The sequence below is a fragment of the Paenibacillus sp. AK121 genome, from assembly GCF_019042715.1.
GTDB classification, from domain to species: domain Bacteria; phylum Bacillota; class Bacilli; order Paenibacillales; family Paenibacillaceae; genus Paenibacillus; species Paenibacillus polymyxa_C.
In genome coordinates, this window is the sequence record NZ_JAHPJM010000010.1 from 193,115 (window position 1) to 210,842 (window position 17,728).

15 protein-coding genes are annotated in these 17,728 nt (G+C 46.2%); 13 read left to right on the forward strand and 2 right to left on the reverse strand.

Annotated features, from left to right (window positions below; all coding sequences use genetic code 11):
• Window positions 1–130 precede the first annotated feature (130 nt).
• From isdE to KSP24_RS18145, 4 genes are all read left to right on the forward strand, one after another.
• Window positions 131–1,090 (forward strand): heme ABC transporter substrate-binding protein IsdE, encoded by a 960-nt coding sequence (gene isdE / locus KSP24_RS18130; RefSeq protein WP_216976140.1) that lies wholly within the window; start codon window positions 131–133, stop codon window positions 1,088–1,090.
• Between the two features lie 14 nt (window positions 1,091–1,104).
• Window positions 1,105–2,088, forward strand: a complete 984-nt coding sequence (locus KSP24_RS18135) for a FecCD family ABC transporter permease (RefSeq protein WP_013373059.1) — start codon at window positions 1,105–1,107, stop codon at window positions 2,086–2,088.
• On the forward strand, window positions 2,078–2,911 hold the full coding sequence (locus KSP24_RS18140; protein ID WP_058712535.1) for an ABC transporter ATP-binding protein: 834 nt from the start codon (window positions 2,078–2,080) through the stop codon (window positions 2,909–2,911). The genes KSP24_RS18135 and KSP24_RS18140 overlap by 11 nt, the downstream gene beginning before the upstream one ends.
• A 214-nt stretch (window positions 2,912–3,125) precedes the next feature.
• On the forward strand, window positions 3,126–4,754 hold the full coding sequence (locus KSP24_RS18145; RefSeq protein ID WP_013373057.1) for an ABC-F family ATP-binding cassette domain-containing protein: 1,629 nt from the start codon (window positions 3,126–3,128) through the stop codon (window positions 4,752–4,754).
• A gap of 181 nt (window positions 4,755–4,935) precedes the next feature.
• On the opposite strand, the gene KSP24_RS18150 is transcribed toward KSP24_RS18145, so the two are convergent.
• Window positions 4,936–5,121 carry a hypothetical protein gene (locus KSP24_RS18150; protein ID WP_007432127.1) on the reverse strand — a complete coding sequence of 62 codons (186 nt, stop codon included), beginning with the start codon at window positions 5,119–5,121 and terminating at the stop codon, window positions 4,936–4,938.
• A 476-nt stretch (window positions 5,122–5,597) separates the two neighbouring features.
• On the opposite strand from KSP24_RS18150, the gene KSP24_RS18155 reads away from it, so the two are divergent.
• Both KSP24_RS18155 and KSP24_RS18160 read left to right on the forward strand, forming a co-directional pair.
• On the forward strand, window positions 5,598–6,467 hold the full coding sequence (locus KSP24_RS18155) for a cation diffusion facilitator family transporter (RefSeq protein WP_013373054.1): 870 nt from the start codon (window positions 5,598–5,600) through the stop codon (window positions 6,465–6,467).
• 188 nt (window positions 6,468–6,655) lie between these two features.
• Window positions 6,656–7,846, forward strand: coding sequence for a C40 family peptidase (locus tag KSP24_RS18160; protein WP_216976141.1), 1,191 nt, complete (start codon window positions 6,656–6,658; stop codon window positions 7,844–7,846).
• A gap of 129 nt (window positions 7,847–7,975) precedes the next feature.
• On the opposite strand, the gene KSP24_RS18165 is transcribed toward KSP24_RS18160, so the two are convergent.
• Complete coding sequence (locus KSP24_RS18165; RefSeq protein WP_013373051.1) at window positions 7,976–8,143, reverse strand: DUF1328 domain-containing protein; 168 nt, start codon at window positions 8,141–8,143, stop codon at window positions 7,976–7,978.
• Between the two features lie 261 nt (window positions 8,144–8,404).
• Here KSP24_RS18165 and KSP24_RS18170 point away from each other — a divergent pair, with 261 nt between their 5' ends.
• The 7 genes from KSP24_RS18170 to KSP24_RS18200 all read left to right on the forward strand — a co-directional run bounded on the left by KSP24_RS18170 (window position 8,405) and on the right by KSP24_RS18200 (window position 17,693).
• Entirely contained in the window at window positions 8,405–8,926 is a 522-nt protein-coding gene (locus KSP24_RS18170; protein WP_137079259.1) for a DUF948 domain-containing protein, read from the forward strand.
• 50 nt (window positions 8,927–8,976) lie between these two features.
• Window positions 8,977–9,495 (forward strand): hypothetical protein, encoded by a 519-nt coding sequence (locus KSP24_RS18175; protein WP_013373049.1) that lies wholly within the window; start codon window positions 8,977–8,979, stop codon window positions 9,493–9,495.
• 96 nt (window positions 9,496–9,591) lie between these two features.
• On the forward strand, window positions 9,592–9,933 hold the full coding sequence (locus KSP24_RS18180) for a YflT domain-containing protein (RefSeq protein WP_013373048.1): 342 nt from the start codon (window positions 9,592–9,594) through the stop codon (window positions 9,931–9,933).
• Window positions 9,934–10,168: 235 nt separating this feature from the next.
• Window positions 10,169–11,353, forward strand: a complete 1,185-nt coding sequence (locus KSP24_RS18185) for a PP2C family protein-serine/threonine phosphatase (protein WP_064963543.1) — start codon at window positions 10,169–10,171, stop codon at window positions 11,351–11,353.
• Window positions 11,337–15,053 (forward strand): response regulator, encoded by a 3,717-nt coding sequence (locus KSP24_RS18190; RefSeq protein ID WP_216976143.1) that lies wholly within the window; start codon window positions 11,337–11,339, stop codon window positions 15,051–15,053. The genes KSP24_RS18185 and KSP24_RS18190 overlap by 17 nt, the downstream gene beginning before the upstream one ends.
• Window positions 15,054–15,133: 80 nt before the next feature.
• Window positions 15,134–16,003, forward strand: coding sequence for a CheR family methyltransferase (locus tag KSP24_RS18195; RefSeq protein WP_016820280.1), 870 nt, complete (start codon window positions 15,134–15,136; stop codon window positions 16,001–16,003).
• A gap of 19 nt (window positions 16,004–16,022) precedes the next feature.
• Entirely contained in the window at window positions 16,023–17,693 is a 1,671-nt protein-coding gene (locus KSP24_RS18200) for a response regulator (protein WP_064963541.1), read from the forward strand.
• The last annotated feature ends 35 nt before the right edge of the window (window positions 17,694–17,728 follow it).

Sequence of the window (17,728 nt, forward strand, 5' to 3'; positions counted from 1 at the left end):
GAATAACAGCAAAGCTTGTATGCGAGCAAGTCTTGGTGCCCCGGCATCAAGACTTGTCAGCATTTACATACCCGAAAAATTGGGACCCACGCTGTTGCTCTATATTTTGAATTGAGGTGATTGGATTTTCATGAAACAGTATGCAGCTTTGACTCAAAAGAAATCGTTTGGTTTCTATATGTTAATCGGCATCATGATCTTATTGCTGGCCGGATGCTCCGGGGGAGCACAGGCTGGACAGAACCCTAGCGATGGTTCGACTTCAACGGCAGCATCAGATGCAACTGGAAAGTCGTCTAATGATAAAACAGCAACTCCACGTATTGTGGCGACTACAGTAGCCATTTCTGAAATTACGGATGCGCTGGGCTTGGATTTGGCCGGCAAGCCGACAAGCACCAAAGTATTACCTGATCGTTACAAGGATGTCCCTGATGTGGGAAATCCAATGAGTCCTGATATGGAAAAAGTAATGTCCTTAAAACCTACAGATGTACTATCGGTGACCACACTCAAATATGATTTGGAGCCCAAGTTTAAGGACCTGAACATCAATGCTGAATTTTTGAATTTTGAAAGCCTTGCGAACATGCAAAAGGAAATTCAAAAGCTGGGAGACCGATTTGATAAAGCTGAAAAGGCGAAAGAGATTAATGGGGCCTTGGATGCCAAAGTTGCTGAGATTCAGCAAAAAATCAAAAGCAAAAAGTCTCCTAAAGTACTAATTCTGCTGGGTGTTCCGGGAAGCTATCTGGTGGCTACCGAACATTCCTATATTGGAGATCTGGTTAAAATCGCAGGCGGAACAAATGTAGTTCAAGGCGAGAAAGTGGAGTTTATAGCCCATAATACCGAAGCCTTGCAGCAATCCAACCCCGATATCATTTTGCGTGCTGCACACGGGATGCCGGATGAGGTCGTAAAAATGTTCGATGAAGAGTTCAAAACTAACGATATCTGGAAGCATTTCAACGCTGTGAAAAAAGGGCATGTTTATGACCTGCCTGAACCGTTGTTTGGCACCACAGGGAATTTAGCGGCAAGCTCTGCGCTGGATGAGCTGATGAAAATGCTGTATCCTTCGAATTAAAGGAAGCTGATGACATGTCCAAAAAATTATGGAGCCTTATTGTTGTAATTGTCTTACTCGTCGCTGTCATGCTGTATTCAGCGATGACAGGCAGCCTCAAGGTGAATTTGAGCCAGTTGGTGACCGGATTGTGGACAGGTACAGATGATCAGGTGAATGTGGTCAAGGACCTCAGACTACCGAGAATTATCGTAGCTGTGATGGCGGGAGCAGCACTTGCGGTGGCGGGCGTTTTGCTGCAAGCTGTCATGAAAAACCCGCTGGCGGATTCTGGCGTTATCGGCATTTCTTCGGGAGCGGCCTTGGTCTCGCTGATCGCGGTGACCATCTTTCCCGCGCTTTATTTCTGGATGCCGTTCTTTTCATTTATTGGCGGTGCGTTGGCCTGTCTAATGGTCTACGGATTTTCATGGAAATCCGGCTTGCATCCCATTCGCCTTATTCTGATTGGGGTGGCAGTAAACGCCATCTTTTCCGGCCTAGGTCAGTCGTTTAACTATCGGGGCAGTTATGCGGTCACCAGCATTAATCAGGTCACCACCTCAACCTTGTCTATGAAAAAATGGGTAGATGTTGAGGTAATTGTGACCTATGGCGGGATTGGGCTAATTTTAGCCATGCTCGTCTTCTCCTGGTGTAATTTCTTGTCACTTCAAGATAAAACGGCTAAAAATTTGGGTCTTAACGTGACGCGCGCACGACTTTTGATTTCTGTGATTGCAGTGCTGCTTGCAGCAACTGCTACAGCTATCGCAGGGGTGATTGCTTTTATCGGCCTGCTCGTTCCGCATTGCGCCCGCTACCTGGTTGGTTCGGATCATAAGTGGCTGATTCCGTTCTCTGCCTTATGCGGCGGTTTGCTGCTGTTGCTTGCGGATACACTGGGGCGAACGGTGCTTGCTCCCAATGAAATTCCAGCCTCTATTATTATGGCAGTCATTGGCGGACCGTTCCTAATATTCCTGATCAGAAAGGCGGATCGCACCTATGGACATTAAAGATATAACCTTCTCCTATGATCGGAAAACAGACCGTTTACATGCGATCAATGCTGTTATTGAGCGGGGACGAATTACTACGATTATTGGCCCCAATGGATGTGGCAAATCGACACTGCTCAGCGTGATGTCCAACAATGCTGTTCCTCGCATGGGCCAGGTGATTCTGGACGGCAAGGAGATAGCCCACTACAAGCCCAAGGAGCTGGCCCGTCAATTAGCGGTAGTTCATCAGCAGAACGAAGCTCCCTCCGACCTGACAGTAGAAAAACTTGTCAGCTTCGGAAGACTGCCTCATAAGAGCATGTTCACAACCAGCCGAGACGAGGACGAGGAAGCAGTCGAATGGGCTATAGCCTGCACCAATCTGGAGGAACGCAGAACACATACACTGGATCAGCTCTCAGGAGGAGAACGGCAGCGTGTGTGGATTGCGATGGCCTTGGCACAGCGAACGCCGATTTTATTTTTGGATGAGCCGACCACCTATCTGGATATGTATTACCAGCTTGAGATTTTGGAGCTTATTCGGCAGCTCAATCGGGAGCACGGACTGACCATCGTGATGGTCCTGCATGATATTAATCAGGCTATTCGGTATAGCGACGTGATGATCGCTATGAAGGAAGGACGCATAATAGCGAATGGTCCGCCTAAAGAGGTCGTTACATCCGAACTGATTCAGGCAGTCTATGGTGTCAAAGTAGTCATAAGACAGGACGAGGAGGCGGGGATGTATCTTATTCCGATAGGCGTCGGAGCTTCCGAACATTTACAAGTACAGAGAGAGTGTAAGGTATCTGTCCTTGAGTTATCTCATTGAATTTGAAACATAAAAATGGTTCTGGTCGAGGTGTTTGTCAGGTGACAATCGTGAAGACAGAAGCATTTTTTTATTTTATTTATAAGATATTGGATGAGATTCAGAGACAGTTCTGCTTAGACTACGGTTCGAATCCGATCTTTTGTGTGTTATACTATTGCCGTCGGTAATTTTGTGTTTAGCACTTTACTAATGATAAGGATGGTATGCTTATATGATCAGTACAAGCGGCGTAACGCTTCGTTATGGTAAACGCCCACTTTTTGAAGACGTAAATATCAAATTTACTCCTGGGAACTGCTACGGCCTGATTGGGGCGAATGGCGCGGGTAAGTCCACCTTTTTGAAAATTCTTTCCGGTGAAATCGAAGCCAATTCAGGTGAGGTTCACATGACACCGGGCGAACGGATGGCTGTCCTCAAGCAGAACCATTATGAATACGATGAATTTCCGGTTCTGGAAACCGTTATTATGGGTCATACGCGTCTGTATGAAATCATGAAGGAAAAGGATGCACTGTACGCTAAAGCGGAGTTTTCCGAAGCAGACGGTTTGCGTGCTGGTGAATTGGAAGGCGAATTTGCAGAGCTGAACGGTTGGGATGCCGAGCCGGATGCGGCTGCATTGCTGATCGGTCTCGGTATTCCGCGTGATCTGCATGACAAAAAAATGGCTGAGATGAGCGGCAACGACAAAGTGCGCGTTCTGTTGGCACAAGCGTTGTTTGGTCGTCCGAACAATTTGCTGCTTGATGAGCCTACCAACCATTTGGACCTCGAATCCATTCAGTGGCTGGAGAACTTCCTGATGGACTATGAAGGCACCGTCATCGTTGTATCCCATGACCGTCACTTCCTGAACAAGGTATGTACGCATATTGCGGATATTGATTTTGGTAAAATCCAGATGTATGTCGGCAATTATGACTTCTGGTACGAATCCAGCCAGCTTGCGCTTACACTGGCTCGCGATGCGAACAAGAAGAAAGAAGAAAAAATCAAAGAACTGCAAGCCTTTATTCAGCGCTTTTCTGCGAATGCTTCCAAGTCCAAACAGGCGACTTCGCGTAAAAAGCAACTGGATAAAATTACGCTGGACGACATCCGTCCATCGAACCGTAAATATCCGTTCATTAACTTCAAGCCTGAGCGTGAAGCGGGCAAACAATTGCTGACTGTAGATAGTGTCAGCAAAACCGTGGAAGGCGAGCAAGTGCTTAACGAGTTCAGTCTGGTTGTGAACAAAGGCGATAAAATTGCTTTTGTAGGTCCAAACGGTCTGCCTAAAACGACGCTCTTCCAGATCTTGATGAACGAACTGGAAGCGGATAAAGGTGAATTTTCCTGGGGGATTACAACGAGCCAAGCGTATTTCCCGAAAGATAACTCCACTTATTTTGAAGGTGTGGATCTGAACCTTGTGGACTGGTTGCGTCAATATTCCAAGGATCAGGATGAAACGTTCCTGCGCGGCTTCCTGGGACGTATGCTTTTCTCAGGCGAAGAAGCGCTTAAGAAAGCAAGTGTACTGTCCGGGGGAGAAAAGGTTCGCTGTATGCTGGCGAAAATGATGTTGAACGGTGCTAACGTACTGCTTCTGGAAGAACCGACCAACCACTTGGATCTGGAGTCCATCACAGCGCTGAACAATGGTCTGATCGACTTTGACGGGACTATTTTGTTCACTTCTCATGACCATCAGTTCATTCAAACCATTGCGAATCGCATCGTGGAAATTACACCAAACGGCGTAATCGACCGTACGATGAGCTATGATGAATACTTGGAAAATGAAGAAATCGCTAAATTACGTGAACGCATGTACCCGGTAGAAATCGGCTAACATCCGAACTGCTAATTTCAGCAAATAGATAAACGAAAGAGGAGCTCCATCAGGCCATTGATATGGCCGGGAGACTCCTCTTTTTTCGTTTTGTGCCATGCCCTTAGCTTAATCGGTTCCGAGAATGAGGTAAGATAGATCTTGCCTGCTCTTCGGTACCCTATATAGCCTATGGGGTGGCTTATGATCCGCCTGTACGACGGCGTTGGTTGTTCGGCTTCTTCGTATTTTGGCTTTTCAGTGTTTTGGTGGAACCGCCTTGAAAGCCGCCCTGCTGTGAAGCGCCGGACTGCTGTTTTTTTTGTGCCAGCTTTTCCCGAATGGCATCTGCGAGATTAATTTTACGTGGTTCGTTAGCATCGCTCATGAATAAATTCCTCCTGTTGCCGCCAGATTCAAGTCAATCATGCTGGATTGAAGAAAAACGCGGCTGTGTCCTCATTTTATACGTTTTTAAAAGAAGGGACAAGGGCAACAATGATAACACATCGCTGGAGTAAGGCAGGAGGGAAAATGTCTGTTTTTTGCATGAAGGAAAAATTGTTTTGTGTAACCTACAGGGATGGTGCCTGGCAATACTTTTTCGTTGTTCCTACAGCGATGTAGAGCGGAAAGACTGTTTCTCTAGACCCACACAAAGTACGTCTGTTATCCTGAAAATAACAGTTATCCAAAGGAAAATTGTTATTTTTAGTAGCAGCTTTGCTGCTTGTTTGAGGAGTAGTGTAAGGACAGCTGTGCTGCTTATTTTAAAGAATGGTACGACGGCAGCTATGCTGCTATTTTTATTTCTGGGCAGGTCTCTATGCTGCAAACTATCTATTTGAAGGAGTGTCCTCGGTTGTGGTAAATGTCTATGATGAAATACGAAAAGGTGAGCGAGGGGCGTGGGTGAGTATTGCTGCTTATCTCTTGCTGTCCGCCTTTAAGCTGATTAGCGGATATATATTTGCTTCTAGCGCGTTGCTGGCCGATGGATTCAACAATGTCACCGATATTGTGGTGTCGATTGCTGTATTAATCGGTCTAAGAATCTCCCAGAAACCACCAGATTCCGACCATACCTATGGACATTTTCGGGCCGAAACGATCGCGGCGTTGCTGGCGTCCTTTATTATGGCTGTCGTTGGTTTGCAGGTGCTGATTGACGGAATCGGAAGCATTTTTAAGGGAGGGAAGCAAACACCGGATATTACCTCTGCGGGTGTGGCTGTGATTTGTGCAGTGATTATGTTGGGAGTGTACCTGTACAATAACAGGCTGGCTCGGCAAATCAACAACAAGGCGTTGCTGGCGGCGGCCAAGGATAATCTATCGGATGCACTTGTCAGTGTTGGAGCAGCAGTGGGCATTATCGGGGCACAGTTTGGGCTGCCGTGGTTGGATACTGTTGCGGCGATTGTGGTAGGGTTCATCATTTGTAAAACAGCGTGGGAGATTTTTAGGGATTCCACACATAGCTTGACTGATGGATTTGATGAGCAAGAACTGTCCGACTTACGGAGTACGATTGCTCTTATACCTGGAGTGGAGGGAATTCGTGACGTTAAGGCACGGGTACACGGTAACCATGCGCTGGTGGATGTGGTCATTGAGGTCAATCCGCAGCTCAGTTTGATCGAAGGACATCGGATCAGCGACCGGATTGAGGAACGTCTACAAGAGGTTCATAATACGATGCACGTTCATGTTCATGTAGAACCTAAATTATAGATTAATTATTAAATAATTAGCATAAAAAGTGACTTTAGACCTATACCTAAAATGGTGTACACGCTATCTTTTGTGACGTTTGGATTATATCTCTCTTCCTGCTGCTTTTACTATAATGAAGGCATGTCCGGCTATATTCGTCGGAATTATGCTCTTCAAATTCGTAAAAACAGCCAGGAGGTGCAACATTGAGAAGACGCGTGATGGGAATGCTCATGACGTCAGCCGCGCTGTTGGCAGCAATTCATGTGGCGCCGGGTCAGGTTGACGCAGCGGCATCGACTACAGCATCCACAGGACAGAAGGCGGTTATCCAGGCGGCTGTAAAGCTTAGATCTGGCCCTTCCACTACGGGCGATGTAGTCAGCTTTATGAAGCAGGGAGAGGCCGTAACGGTATTGGAGAAAACAAACAACTATTGGTATAAGGTCAAGACTTCTGATGGAGTAACCGGCTACACAAGCAGCTCTGACAAGTACATAAAAGTTGGCGCTACCAGCGTCGCTGCTGCTGCCACGTCGTCTGTCAGCCGTAAAACGGAAGCCTCAGAGTCAGCTAAAACTGTTTCAGCTTCAGTTAAAAATGTTTCAACTAAAGAGGCTTCGGCTTCAGTGAATAGTTCTGCCGGTCAAACGAAAGCTACGATTCAAACGTCCGTTCGTTTGCGGGCGGAGGCATCCACTTCTTCCGAGGTTCTGGGCTATATGAACACAGGGGATGTCGTTACGATTACCGATTCAAGCAACGCGTATTGGTTCAAGGTCACCACTGCTGACGGTACAGTAGGCTATGTCAGCTCATCTCCACAATATATTCGTATTGGTGAGGGCGTTGTTGTGCAGCAGGCAGTAGCTTCTGCGGCTGCACCAGCTTCAGATACTACTGCTCTACCTGCGGTAGCCTCTCCTGTATCGACGGTTAGCTTGTCTTCTGGTGATGCAGCGGCTGCAATCGAACAGGTTATTGACACAGGTATGACGTATCTCGGAACACCATATGAATATGGTTCTGATCGCAACAGTACGGCTACTTTTGATTGCTCGGCATTTACTCGCCAAATTTTCCGTCAGGCTGTAGGTATCCAGCTTCCGGCAGATTCTCGTTCACAGGGTGAGTGGATCAAGCAGAACAGCCAGCCGAATACGGATATGACTACACTGAAGCGTGGTGATCTGCTCTTTTTTACAAATTATAATGCATCTTCAGGGGCGTACACGTCCTTGGATAATTCCTCCCAAACGATTACGCATGTAGCCGTATACTTGGGAGACAACAAGCTTCTCCATACGTTTTCTGTAGCGGCCGGTGGTGTAAAAGTTACGGATTTCAGCAAGCCTTGGCAGGATCGTTTCCTGTTTGGAGGCAGTGTGATCCAATAGAAACGCCGTTCACTGTTAAAAGTTGCATCAAAAAAGGATGTTCCACAACTCTGTTGACCAGGGTGGGAACATCCTTTTTTGATAAGCATATGATACATAACACTTTTGGGCGTTGCAATCATCCAATGCCTATGAGGCTCGTTTTCTTCCGGTAAAGAGTGAAATAACGAATAACACCAAAAATAGCACAAATAACATTTTGGCGATTGTAGCGGCTACGGAGACGACGATACCAAAAAAACCTAAAATCCCGGCGATCACAGCAAAAACTAAGAATAAAGCCGACCATTTCAGCATGTTCTGTATCCTCCTTTGATTGTATATAATGTGGCATACTCGCGCCCTGATCGAGCGTGGTAGCAGATGACGGTGACTTCTACAGATTAAGCGTGGCTGTGCCATCATTATATGGTGTTTTAAACGGTGCAAGGGCCTGTGAATCATAACGTTTGGAGCACAAGAAGCTACCAGTGTGGACGTTGTTTCGTGTCCGAATGTAGAGGGTAACTATGCAGTAATCATAAACATCATCGTGAAAGACGAAAGAGAGGTTACGCTATGTTAACACAGGTCAGCATTTTTATTATTGCTATCGCATTTGCCGTTCTCGTTATTTACCTTATTAAGACTTTGAAAGCAGCCCAAGGTTCTCTGGATAAGGTGACTCAAACCTTGCAGGAAGTACAAAAGACAGTCGATGAACTGAGTTATGAAGTAAAACAAACGGTTCGACATGCAAATGACATCACCGCAGATGTTGATCATAAATTGAAGCAAGTGGAACCAGTGATGGAGTCGGTTAAAAACCTGGGGGAGGTACTTAGTGAAGTGACGCTGGCCGCCAAGCAGGCTTCAACAGCGTTAATGACACGGCTTCAGAAGTCGCGAAGCACTGCGAGCAGCCCTTCCGGAACGGAGAAGACAGTCAAGTCAACGGTATCGAACAGACCTTTGACTGCAACAGAGCGGACGGTTCAGAGCTACAATGCCACTTATGGGGAACCTGCGGGCAAGCCGGCTAAGAACTGGCTGGGTTATGTAGACATCGCTGCTGGGGTGTGGCAGAAAATGCGTCAGTAGTATAGTGCTGAACCGTAAACTATTGGAAATTCATTGAAAGGGTGAGAATTATGATGAAGACATTATTACTAGCCGCTGGTTTGCTCACTCCCTTTTCCGGACAGGATACGGTTCAGCAAACCGTCTCCCCGCAGACAGCGGGGCATATGGTAAGGGCTGTTCAGACGATAACTGCTCCACATGCTGTGCCAGCTGATTTTCAGACCTTAAATGGCATATCTCTGGATGATACTCGTGCGGATGTGTTAAAAAAACTGGGCAAGCCACTTCGAGTCAAGAAGGATATGTTGCTGCTTTCTACAGAATATCAATATCCGGATGTCGTGGTAGGTATGCGTGATGACGTCGTCTCTTATGTGCATGTAGATCCTGCTGCCGGTCGAATCAAAGTGAATGATAAGTGGCTGCCACTGCAACGGAAAACGCTGGATCAGGCGCTAGGCGGCTCGCAATTTACGGCAGAAGACGGAGAAGTATATGTACGCGGGCAGCGTGCGATCAAAGTGTTTACGGATAAGACGTCTGATAAGCCGAAGTATGTTGAGTTTTTTGATGAAACGGAGTGGTGATCGATTTTTTCAAGGCGTGACATCATATGGAAGTTTCAAATGGATGAATGAAGTGTAATAGTCAGAGAAGTCAATCCTTAAAGGAGCGTGAGAAACATGAATCAGACCAATCATAAATCTTATGCCAAGGTGGTAGAGAACGGTGTACAAGCCGTTGAAGCTGTGAATGAGTTGCGTAACACGGGCTATCGTTATGAGGATGTGTTCGTGCTCGCTCATGATCAGGATCGGACGGATCGTATCGCCGATACGGTGGCTGCCAAGGAAATCGGGATTAAGGAAGAAGGCGTTTTCGACTCATTAGCGAATTTGTTCCGTTCCCGTGGCGATGAGCTCCGTGCCAAAATCACTTCCTTGGGTTTTACAGATACGGAAGCAGATTTTTATGAAAAAGAATTAGATCAGGGTAAAGTGCTGGTTATTGCGAAAAAAGCGTGATATTTCCAGCTCATCATAGGATCAAACAAGCTTAGATTTGAAAAAGAGGATGTTGGCCGCAGCACAAGTGTTTCGCGGGTCCTCCAAAAACATAGATAAGGAATGGGGCTTCAGCCCCATTCCTTATCTATGTTTTTGGAACGCCTGCTTACGGAAACGCTATTTCCAATCAACAAGGGTGTTGCCCCCTAAGCAGGTATAGTATAATACATGGGTTACAGATAAGGAGAGAGCAATGAGAATTCTAATTGTTGACGATAATCCAACGAATGTCATTATTATTCGTGAAATACTAAAAAAAGAAAATTATCGCGATGTAATCTCTGCCAGCTCGGCCGCAGAAATGCTGGAGCATCTAGGAATCGGCGACCGTACCATTAGTCTCCGGCCCCGTCCTTCGGATATTGATTTGGTGCTGCTGGATATGATGATGCCTGAAATGGATGGCATTGAAGCTTGCAGTATCGTGCAGGAATATGAACATTTAAAAGATATTCCGATTATTATGGTCACCGCTGTAGGCGATTCTAAAAAATTGGCCGAGGCTCTGGATGTGGGAGCCGTCGATTATGTCACGAAGCCGATTAACAAGGTAGAGCTAATGGCTCGTATTCGATCTGCATTGCGTCTCAAGCAGGAAAAGGACTGGCATAAGGACCGGGATCAGCGAATCCAGGATGAATTGAAGCTGGCTGCGATGGTGCAGCAGGCGGTACTGAGTCCTGCCATTCAGGACCCGATGCTGCAAGCGAATGCACTGTACCAGCCTTCCTTTGAACTGGCGGGGGATTTATATTCATGGTATCCGCTAGGGGAAGGGAGATATGCTGTCATTTTGCTCGATATGATGGGCCATGGCATTTCTTCTTCTCTGTTTTGCATGTTCATTGCGTCTGTACTCAAGGATACGGTGACCACGTATGTGGAGCCGGAGAAGGTCATACAAGAGCTGAATCGTCGTTTTAATCAACTGGATTTGGGCAAGCAACTGGTACAGTATTATTTTACGGCGATTTATATGGTGATTGATACTCGTTCACGGCGAATTGACTATGTAAATGCAGGGCATCCTCCCGGCTTGCTGTTCAATCAGAACGGCAGTATAACCAAATTAGACCATGCGTGTAGCCCGGTCGGATTGTTTGATAAAATTGATGCAGAGATGCACACGATTTATTACGAAGGAACTGGGCATATCGCTTTGTATACAGATGGCTTACTGGAGGCGGTAGAAGGTGAATATGAGGAACAATTGGAGTATCTGACTGCCTGCCTGCGTAAGTATGAGGAATGGAATGAAGAAGCGATGCTGGATGCATTTTTTCGTAATGACGGGGGACCGCAGGATCGCGATGATGATAAGTGCCTGATCTGGATTTCATTGAAAGAGGGAGAGAGCTTGCATGAAAATCAGAAATAAACTGCTGATTGGCTTTGGATCGCTTATGGCGATCCTCCTTGTGCTGACGCTAATCAGCTATGACCGGATGGGGAGCTTGAATGAACAGCTGAACCAGGTTTACCAAGAACGATATGTGAAGGTCCGCAAAACAACGGCTATACGCGGACAGGTGAACGATATGGCTAAAGTGATGGCCAATCTGATCTTGAATCCAGGCTCCTCTGTCGGCGAGGCCAAGCGCGAGATGGATGATATTTCTGCTACTGGAACAAAAGTGCTGGCTAGTCTGCAAACGGATTCCGGTACGAGTGAAGAGCAACAGCAGATTGACCGGGTGGCTGTTGCCTGGGAAGATTTCCTAAACTATGAAGAGAGACTCGTTTCCTTATTGGAGCAAGATCGTATTGAGGAAGCTAATGCTTTCCGTAATAGTACGGGCCTGCCTGCTCAAGAGGAGGCAATGGACAGCATTAATACCCTTGCTGTTTTTCAAGACCGGGAAATTGATAACGATATGAAGCAGGCCAATCTGGCTTATGAGGAATCTGTGCAGATTACTACAATCCTGATGGCGGCCGGTCTTATGATGGGCTTACTGGTTATTTTGTGGGTGCTTCCTAGCATTGCCAAAGGTCTAAATACCGTTAACCTCATGATGAACGGTTTTGGCAAGGGAAAGTACAGGGCTATCGGCCGGATGAGTGTGGCCTCCAAAGATGAAATCGGAGAGGTTGCTCGTGTGTTTCAACAATTGGCTGGAGACTTGGATGAAAAAAGGAAATTCGAGCATTCCGTCCTTCAAACGCAGAAGGACCAAACTTGGCTTAATGCCAATACTGCTCGGTTGACTGAGCTGTTTCGCGGCGTGAATTCACTGGAACAGGTTGCTCAGATGTTCATTAGTGAGTTTACGCCAATCTTGGGAGGTAGTTACGGAGCTATCTATCTGCAAGGAAAAGATGTAGAAGATAACCGATTTAAGTTGTACGGCTCTTATGCAAAGGTGACTGGCGAAGGCTCGATTAGAGACGTTATCCAGGTGGGCGAAGGTTTGCTTGGACAGTGTGTTCTGGATCGTAAGCCGATCTTGATTACAGAGGCGCCTGACGATTACTTGTTCATTGGCTCCGCCTTAGGAGAAAGTAAGCCAGTGGGAATTATGATTTTCCCTATTTTGTTCGAGGATGAATGCATTGGTGCCGTAGAAATAGCGTCACTGGATCGCTTCAGTGATCTGGAAACGAAGCTGTTTGCTCAGCTAATGGAGAGCTTGGGGATCATTTTGAACAACATCAGGGGACGGATGCGGGTTGAGCAACTGTTGCGCGAATCACAAGCACTTACCGAGGAATTGCAATGCCAGTCTGAAGAGCTGCAAACTCAGCAAGAAGAGCTCAAGCGTTCTAACGAGAATTTGGAGCAGCAAACAGAGGAGCTTAAGCGTTCCGAGGAATTGTTACAGCGTCAGCAGGAAGAATTGGAGCATTTTAATACTGAACTGATTGCCAAAACGAGAGCACTGGAAGAACAGGTTCGAGAAGTGGAAGAAAAGAACGATGAGATCGAACGTGCACGAGCCCAATTGGAGCAGCAGGCCATGCAGCTTGGGATCACAAGCAAATACAAATCCGAGTTTTTGGCCAATATGTCGCATGAACTGCGTACTCCGCTAAATAGCTTGCTCATTCTTTCTCAGCTGCTGTCTGAGAACAAGGAAGGCAATCTTAAGCCCAAACAAGTCGAATATGCACAAACCATTTATATGTCAGGCGCGGATTTGTTGAAAATGATTGATGAAATTCTGGATTTATCCAAAGTGGATGCTGGAAAAATGGATATTAATCATGAAACGGTCCATTTGGAGGAGCTGGAGCTGTTTGTTGAACAGAATTTTGCTCCGGTCGCAGCCAAACGTGAGCTTCAACTGCATACCGAAATTGAAGAGAACTTGCCAGATGCCATTATTAGTGACGGTTATCGTCTCAAACAAATTTTACGTAACTTGCTGTCCAATGCGTTCAAGTTCACCACCGAAGGCTCTATTCGTTTCAAGGTATCTCGGGCAAACGGAGAGCAGCTTCCAGATATGTTAGATTCACGAAAATCCTATCTGGCTCTATCTGTGCGTGATACGGGCATCGGAATTGCTTCAGACAAAACAGATCTGATCTTCGAAGCCTTCCAACAGGTAGACGGTACGACTAGCCGGAAATACGGGGGAACAGGGCTAGGGCTGTCGATCAGCCGTGAGCTTTCCAAATTGTTGGGCGGTGCCATTACGGTGGAATCCGAGCAGGGGCAGGGCAGTTGCTTCACACTGTATTTGCCGGAACAAACGCCTACCGAAAAGAATATGGATTCTCATTCGAGAGAGGCGTTTGACAGTACAGATGTACATCCGGATTATGAGGGTGTCGCTGCTTCAGCGGAAGCAGATCTTCCAATGATTATGCCTGCTGAACGCTTACCTGTGTATCAGATGCCTGCGAAGAGCGGAGCGGAGGACATACATCCGGGTGACGACCGAAACGAGATTACCCCGCAGGATAAGGTGCTGCTGATTATTGAGGATGATATTAATTTTGCTAATATTTTGTACGACATGGCCCGTAGCCGAGGCTTTAAGGCGCTGATCGCTCTCAAGGGAGACGATGGGCTGAACATGGCTCATTCTTATCTGCCGGACGCTATTATATTAGATATTCAGTTACCTGTGATGGATGGCTGGTCCATTTTGGGCGAGCTGAAAGGAAACTCATCGACACGTCATATTCCAGTACATGTTATTTCGGTCATTGATGATGTGAAGCAGGGCTTGATGATGGGCGCGATTGCCTATCTCAAAAAGCCTTCTTCGAAGGAGAGTCTGGATAAGGCATTTTCACACATAAAATCGTATACGGACCAAATGGTAAAACGCCTCCTTGTGGTCGAGGATGACGATAATCAGCGCAAGTCCATTATTGAGCTCATCGACCATGATGATGTGGCCATTACGGCGGTCTCGACAGGTAAAGAAGCACTAAACGAGCTGGCCACCCAGCGGTATGACTGCATGGTACTGGATCTGATGCTCAGTGACATGACAGGCTTTGAGTTGCTCGACCGCATTCGGGAAAATGAGCAGCTCACCGATCTGCCGATCATTATTTATACAGGCAAAGATCTGGATAGTAAGGAAGAAACACAACTTCGAAAATATGCAGAGTCTATTATTATTAAGGATGTCAAATCGCCGGAACGACTTTTGGATGAGACTACGTTGTTCCTGCATCGGGTGGAGGCCAATCTTCCTGAGGACAAACGTAAAATTTTGCAGAAGCTTTATAACAAGGAAGAGTTGTTTGAAGGCAAAAAAATATTGTTGGTAGACGATGATATTCGTAATGTATTTGCTCTGTCCAGTGTGCTGGAAAGCTATCGTATGGAGGTTACCTTTGCTGAAAATGGAAGGGAAGCACTGGAAATGCTTGAGCAGACGCCAGATTTTGATCTGGTGCTGATGGATATGATGATGCCTGAAATGGATGGATATGAAGCGATGCGACGTATTCGGTTAATGCCACAATTCGAGAAGTTGCCTATTATTGCCCTGACAGCCAAAGCGATGAAGGATGATCGTTCCAAGTGTATTGAGGCAGGCGCTTCCGATTATGTAAAAAAACCGATTCAAACCGAACAGCTTTTATCATTAATGCGGGTGTGGTTGTATTCGTAATCCAAAAAAATGGGTAATATAAATTGACACTTGATTGAGAGCGGTACAGGCAAAACCTATTTAGGAATTGGAGAGAGATTATGACATCGAAGGATATGGCGGATAATGCTGCTAATGAAGTGAAATCGAATGACAATGAGCGGGAAATGATTGAGATTGAGCTGTTGCTGGAAGGTATACATCGGCTGTACGGCTACGATTTTCGCAACTACGCTCTGCCATCGATCAAGCGGCGTATTTATTATCATGCGCAGTCCGAGAACGTAAGCACGATATCAGGACTTCAGGAGAAGGTGCTGCATGATCGCAGCGCCTTTGATAGACTGGTACAGAGTCTTTCCATTCCGGTGACCGAGATGTTTCGCGACCCGGAGCTGTTTTTAATTTTTAGGCAAAAAATCATTCCTATTTTGCGGACGTATCCGTATATCCGAATATGGCATGCAGGTTGCTCCACAGGTGAGGAAGTATATTCTATGGCAATCTTGCTGCATGAGGAAGGCTTATATGACAAGGCCCGTATTTATGCGACGGATATGAATAACCTGTCTTTACAGCAAGCGAAGGAAGGGGTATATGGGATCGACCGAATGAAGCTGTATACCAAAAATTATTTGGAATCTGGGGGCACACAATCGTTCTCTGAATATTATACAGCCAAGTATGATTCGGTGATGTTTCACCCCTTTTTACGAAAAAATATCATTTTTGCTGAGCACAATTTAGCGACAGACCGGTCTTTTAACGAGTTCAATGTTATTTTTTGCCGGAATGTTATGATTTATTTCAACGATGAACTTCGCAACCACGTACATGGGTTGTTTTACGATAGCTTGAGTCATTTTGGTGTGTTGGTGCTTGGGGCCAAGGAATCCATACATTTCACCGATTATAGTGATTCCTACGAGCCGCTGGACCGGGTAGAGAAGATATACCGGAAGATTAAATAGAGATGCTTAGGAGGATTTCATGGGGCTTCATGAACCGATTCATATATTGCTGGTAGATGACAGACCTGAGAACCTGCTCGCTCTTGAGGCAGTGCTGGAGAGTGAACAATATAATTTGGTAAAGGCCACATCTGGGGAAGAAGCGTTGCGATGTCTATTAAAAGATGAATTTGCACTCGTTGTCCTCGATGTGCAAATGCCGGGTATGGATGGAATTGAGACCGCAAAGTTAATCAAGGCCAGAGAGAAGACGAAGGATATTCCGATTATCTTTATTTCAGCTAACAGCAAGGAAGCGGAGCATTTGTTTGCGGGATATTCAGCGGGCGGTATTGATTATATGGTAAAGCCGTTCATCCCTCAAATTCTCAAGTCCAAAATTGAAGGCTTCGTACAAATGTATCTAACAAACAAGCGCTTGAAAACACAGTCCATGCTGCTTCATCAGAAGACGCAGGAGCTGGAAAAGATGAACAGCGAACTGATTGCCGCCAAGGAGGCGGCAGAGATTGCTGCCAATGCCAAAACCGAATTTTTGGCAATGATGAGCCATGAGATTCGCACGCCTATGAACGGTGTCATTGGTATGATTGATCTGCTGATGGAGACAGAGCTGCAAAACGATCAACAGGAATATGCCGATATCATCCGTCGCAGTGCGGACGCGCTGGTCGCAGTCATTAATGATATTCTGGACTTTACCAAGCTGGAGTCAGGCAAGATGGAAGTTGAGGAGTATCCATTTGATTTGGTTTCCTGTATCAAGGAAGTTTTCAGCCTATTTACCGTAGAGGTGAACCGCAAGAATTTGGAACTGGTTTATTTTCTCGATGAACAGATGCCTCCCGTGTTATATGGGGATATGGGCAGATTGCGGCAAGTGCTGATTAACCTGGTTTCCAATGCCGTCAAATTTACAGATCAGGGCGGGGTATATGTCTTCGCATCGGTCAAAGAACGTAGCGACAATGGTCTCACGGTTGAGTTTTCTGTAAAAGACACAGGCATTGGTATTGATCCCGCTAAGGTTGGAAGGCTATTTCATCCCTTTTCCCAACTGGATTCTTCAATGACACGCAAATATGGTGGAACGGGTCTAGGACTCGCTATTTGCAAAACCTTAGTGGATATGATGGGCGGAGATATCCGTGTGGATACAAGTGGAGAACAGGGTGTGGCGTTTCATTTTACAATGAAGCTTGGCGTTGCCAAGGAAAATGAACTGGAGGGGGAGTCCAGCCACGATTGGGAAATTCCACAACAGGAGCCCCCCACCCGTAAACCTGTACTGGTCGTGGATGACCATCCCATCAACCAGAAGCTGATGGTGAATATACTGGATAAGCTCGGTTTGGCTTCAGACGTGGCAGCAGATGGGCAACAGGCGCTTGATATGGTCACTGCGAATCAAGACTACGACTATATCTTTATGGACTTGCAGATGCCTGTAATGGACGGTCTGGAGTGTACGAGTAGAGTACGTGAACAATTGGCGGGAAGATCTCAACCTGCCATTATCGCTATGACAGCTAACGTCATGGAGGGGATTCAGCCCCGATGTATTGAAGCTGGAATGAACGATTATATTAGTAAGCCCGTTAAAATCAGCAGTGTAAAACAGGCGTTGCTCCGACATTCTCCGGACCATTTTCCAATGCAGCCAGGTAAAGACCGAATCAATGAAGCCTAGCTGGTGGTATTTGACAGGTGTATAAAAAGTTATAA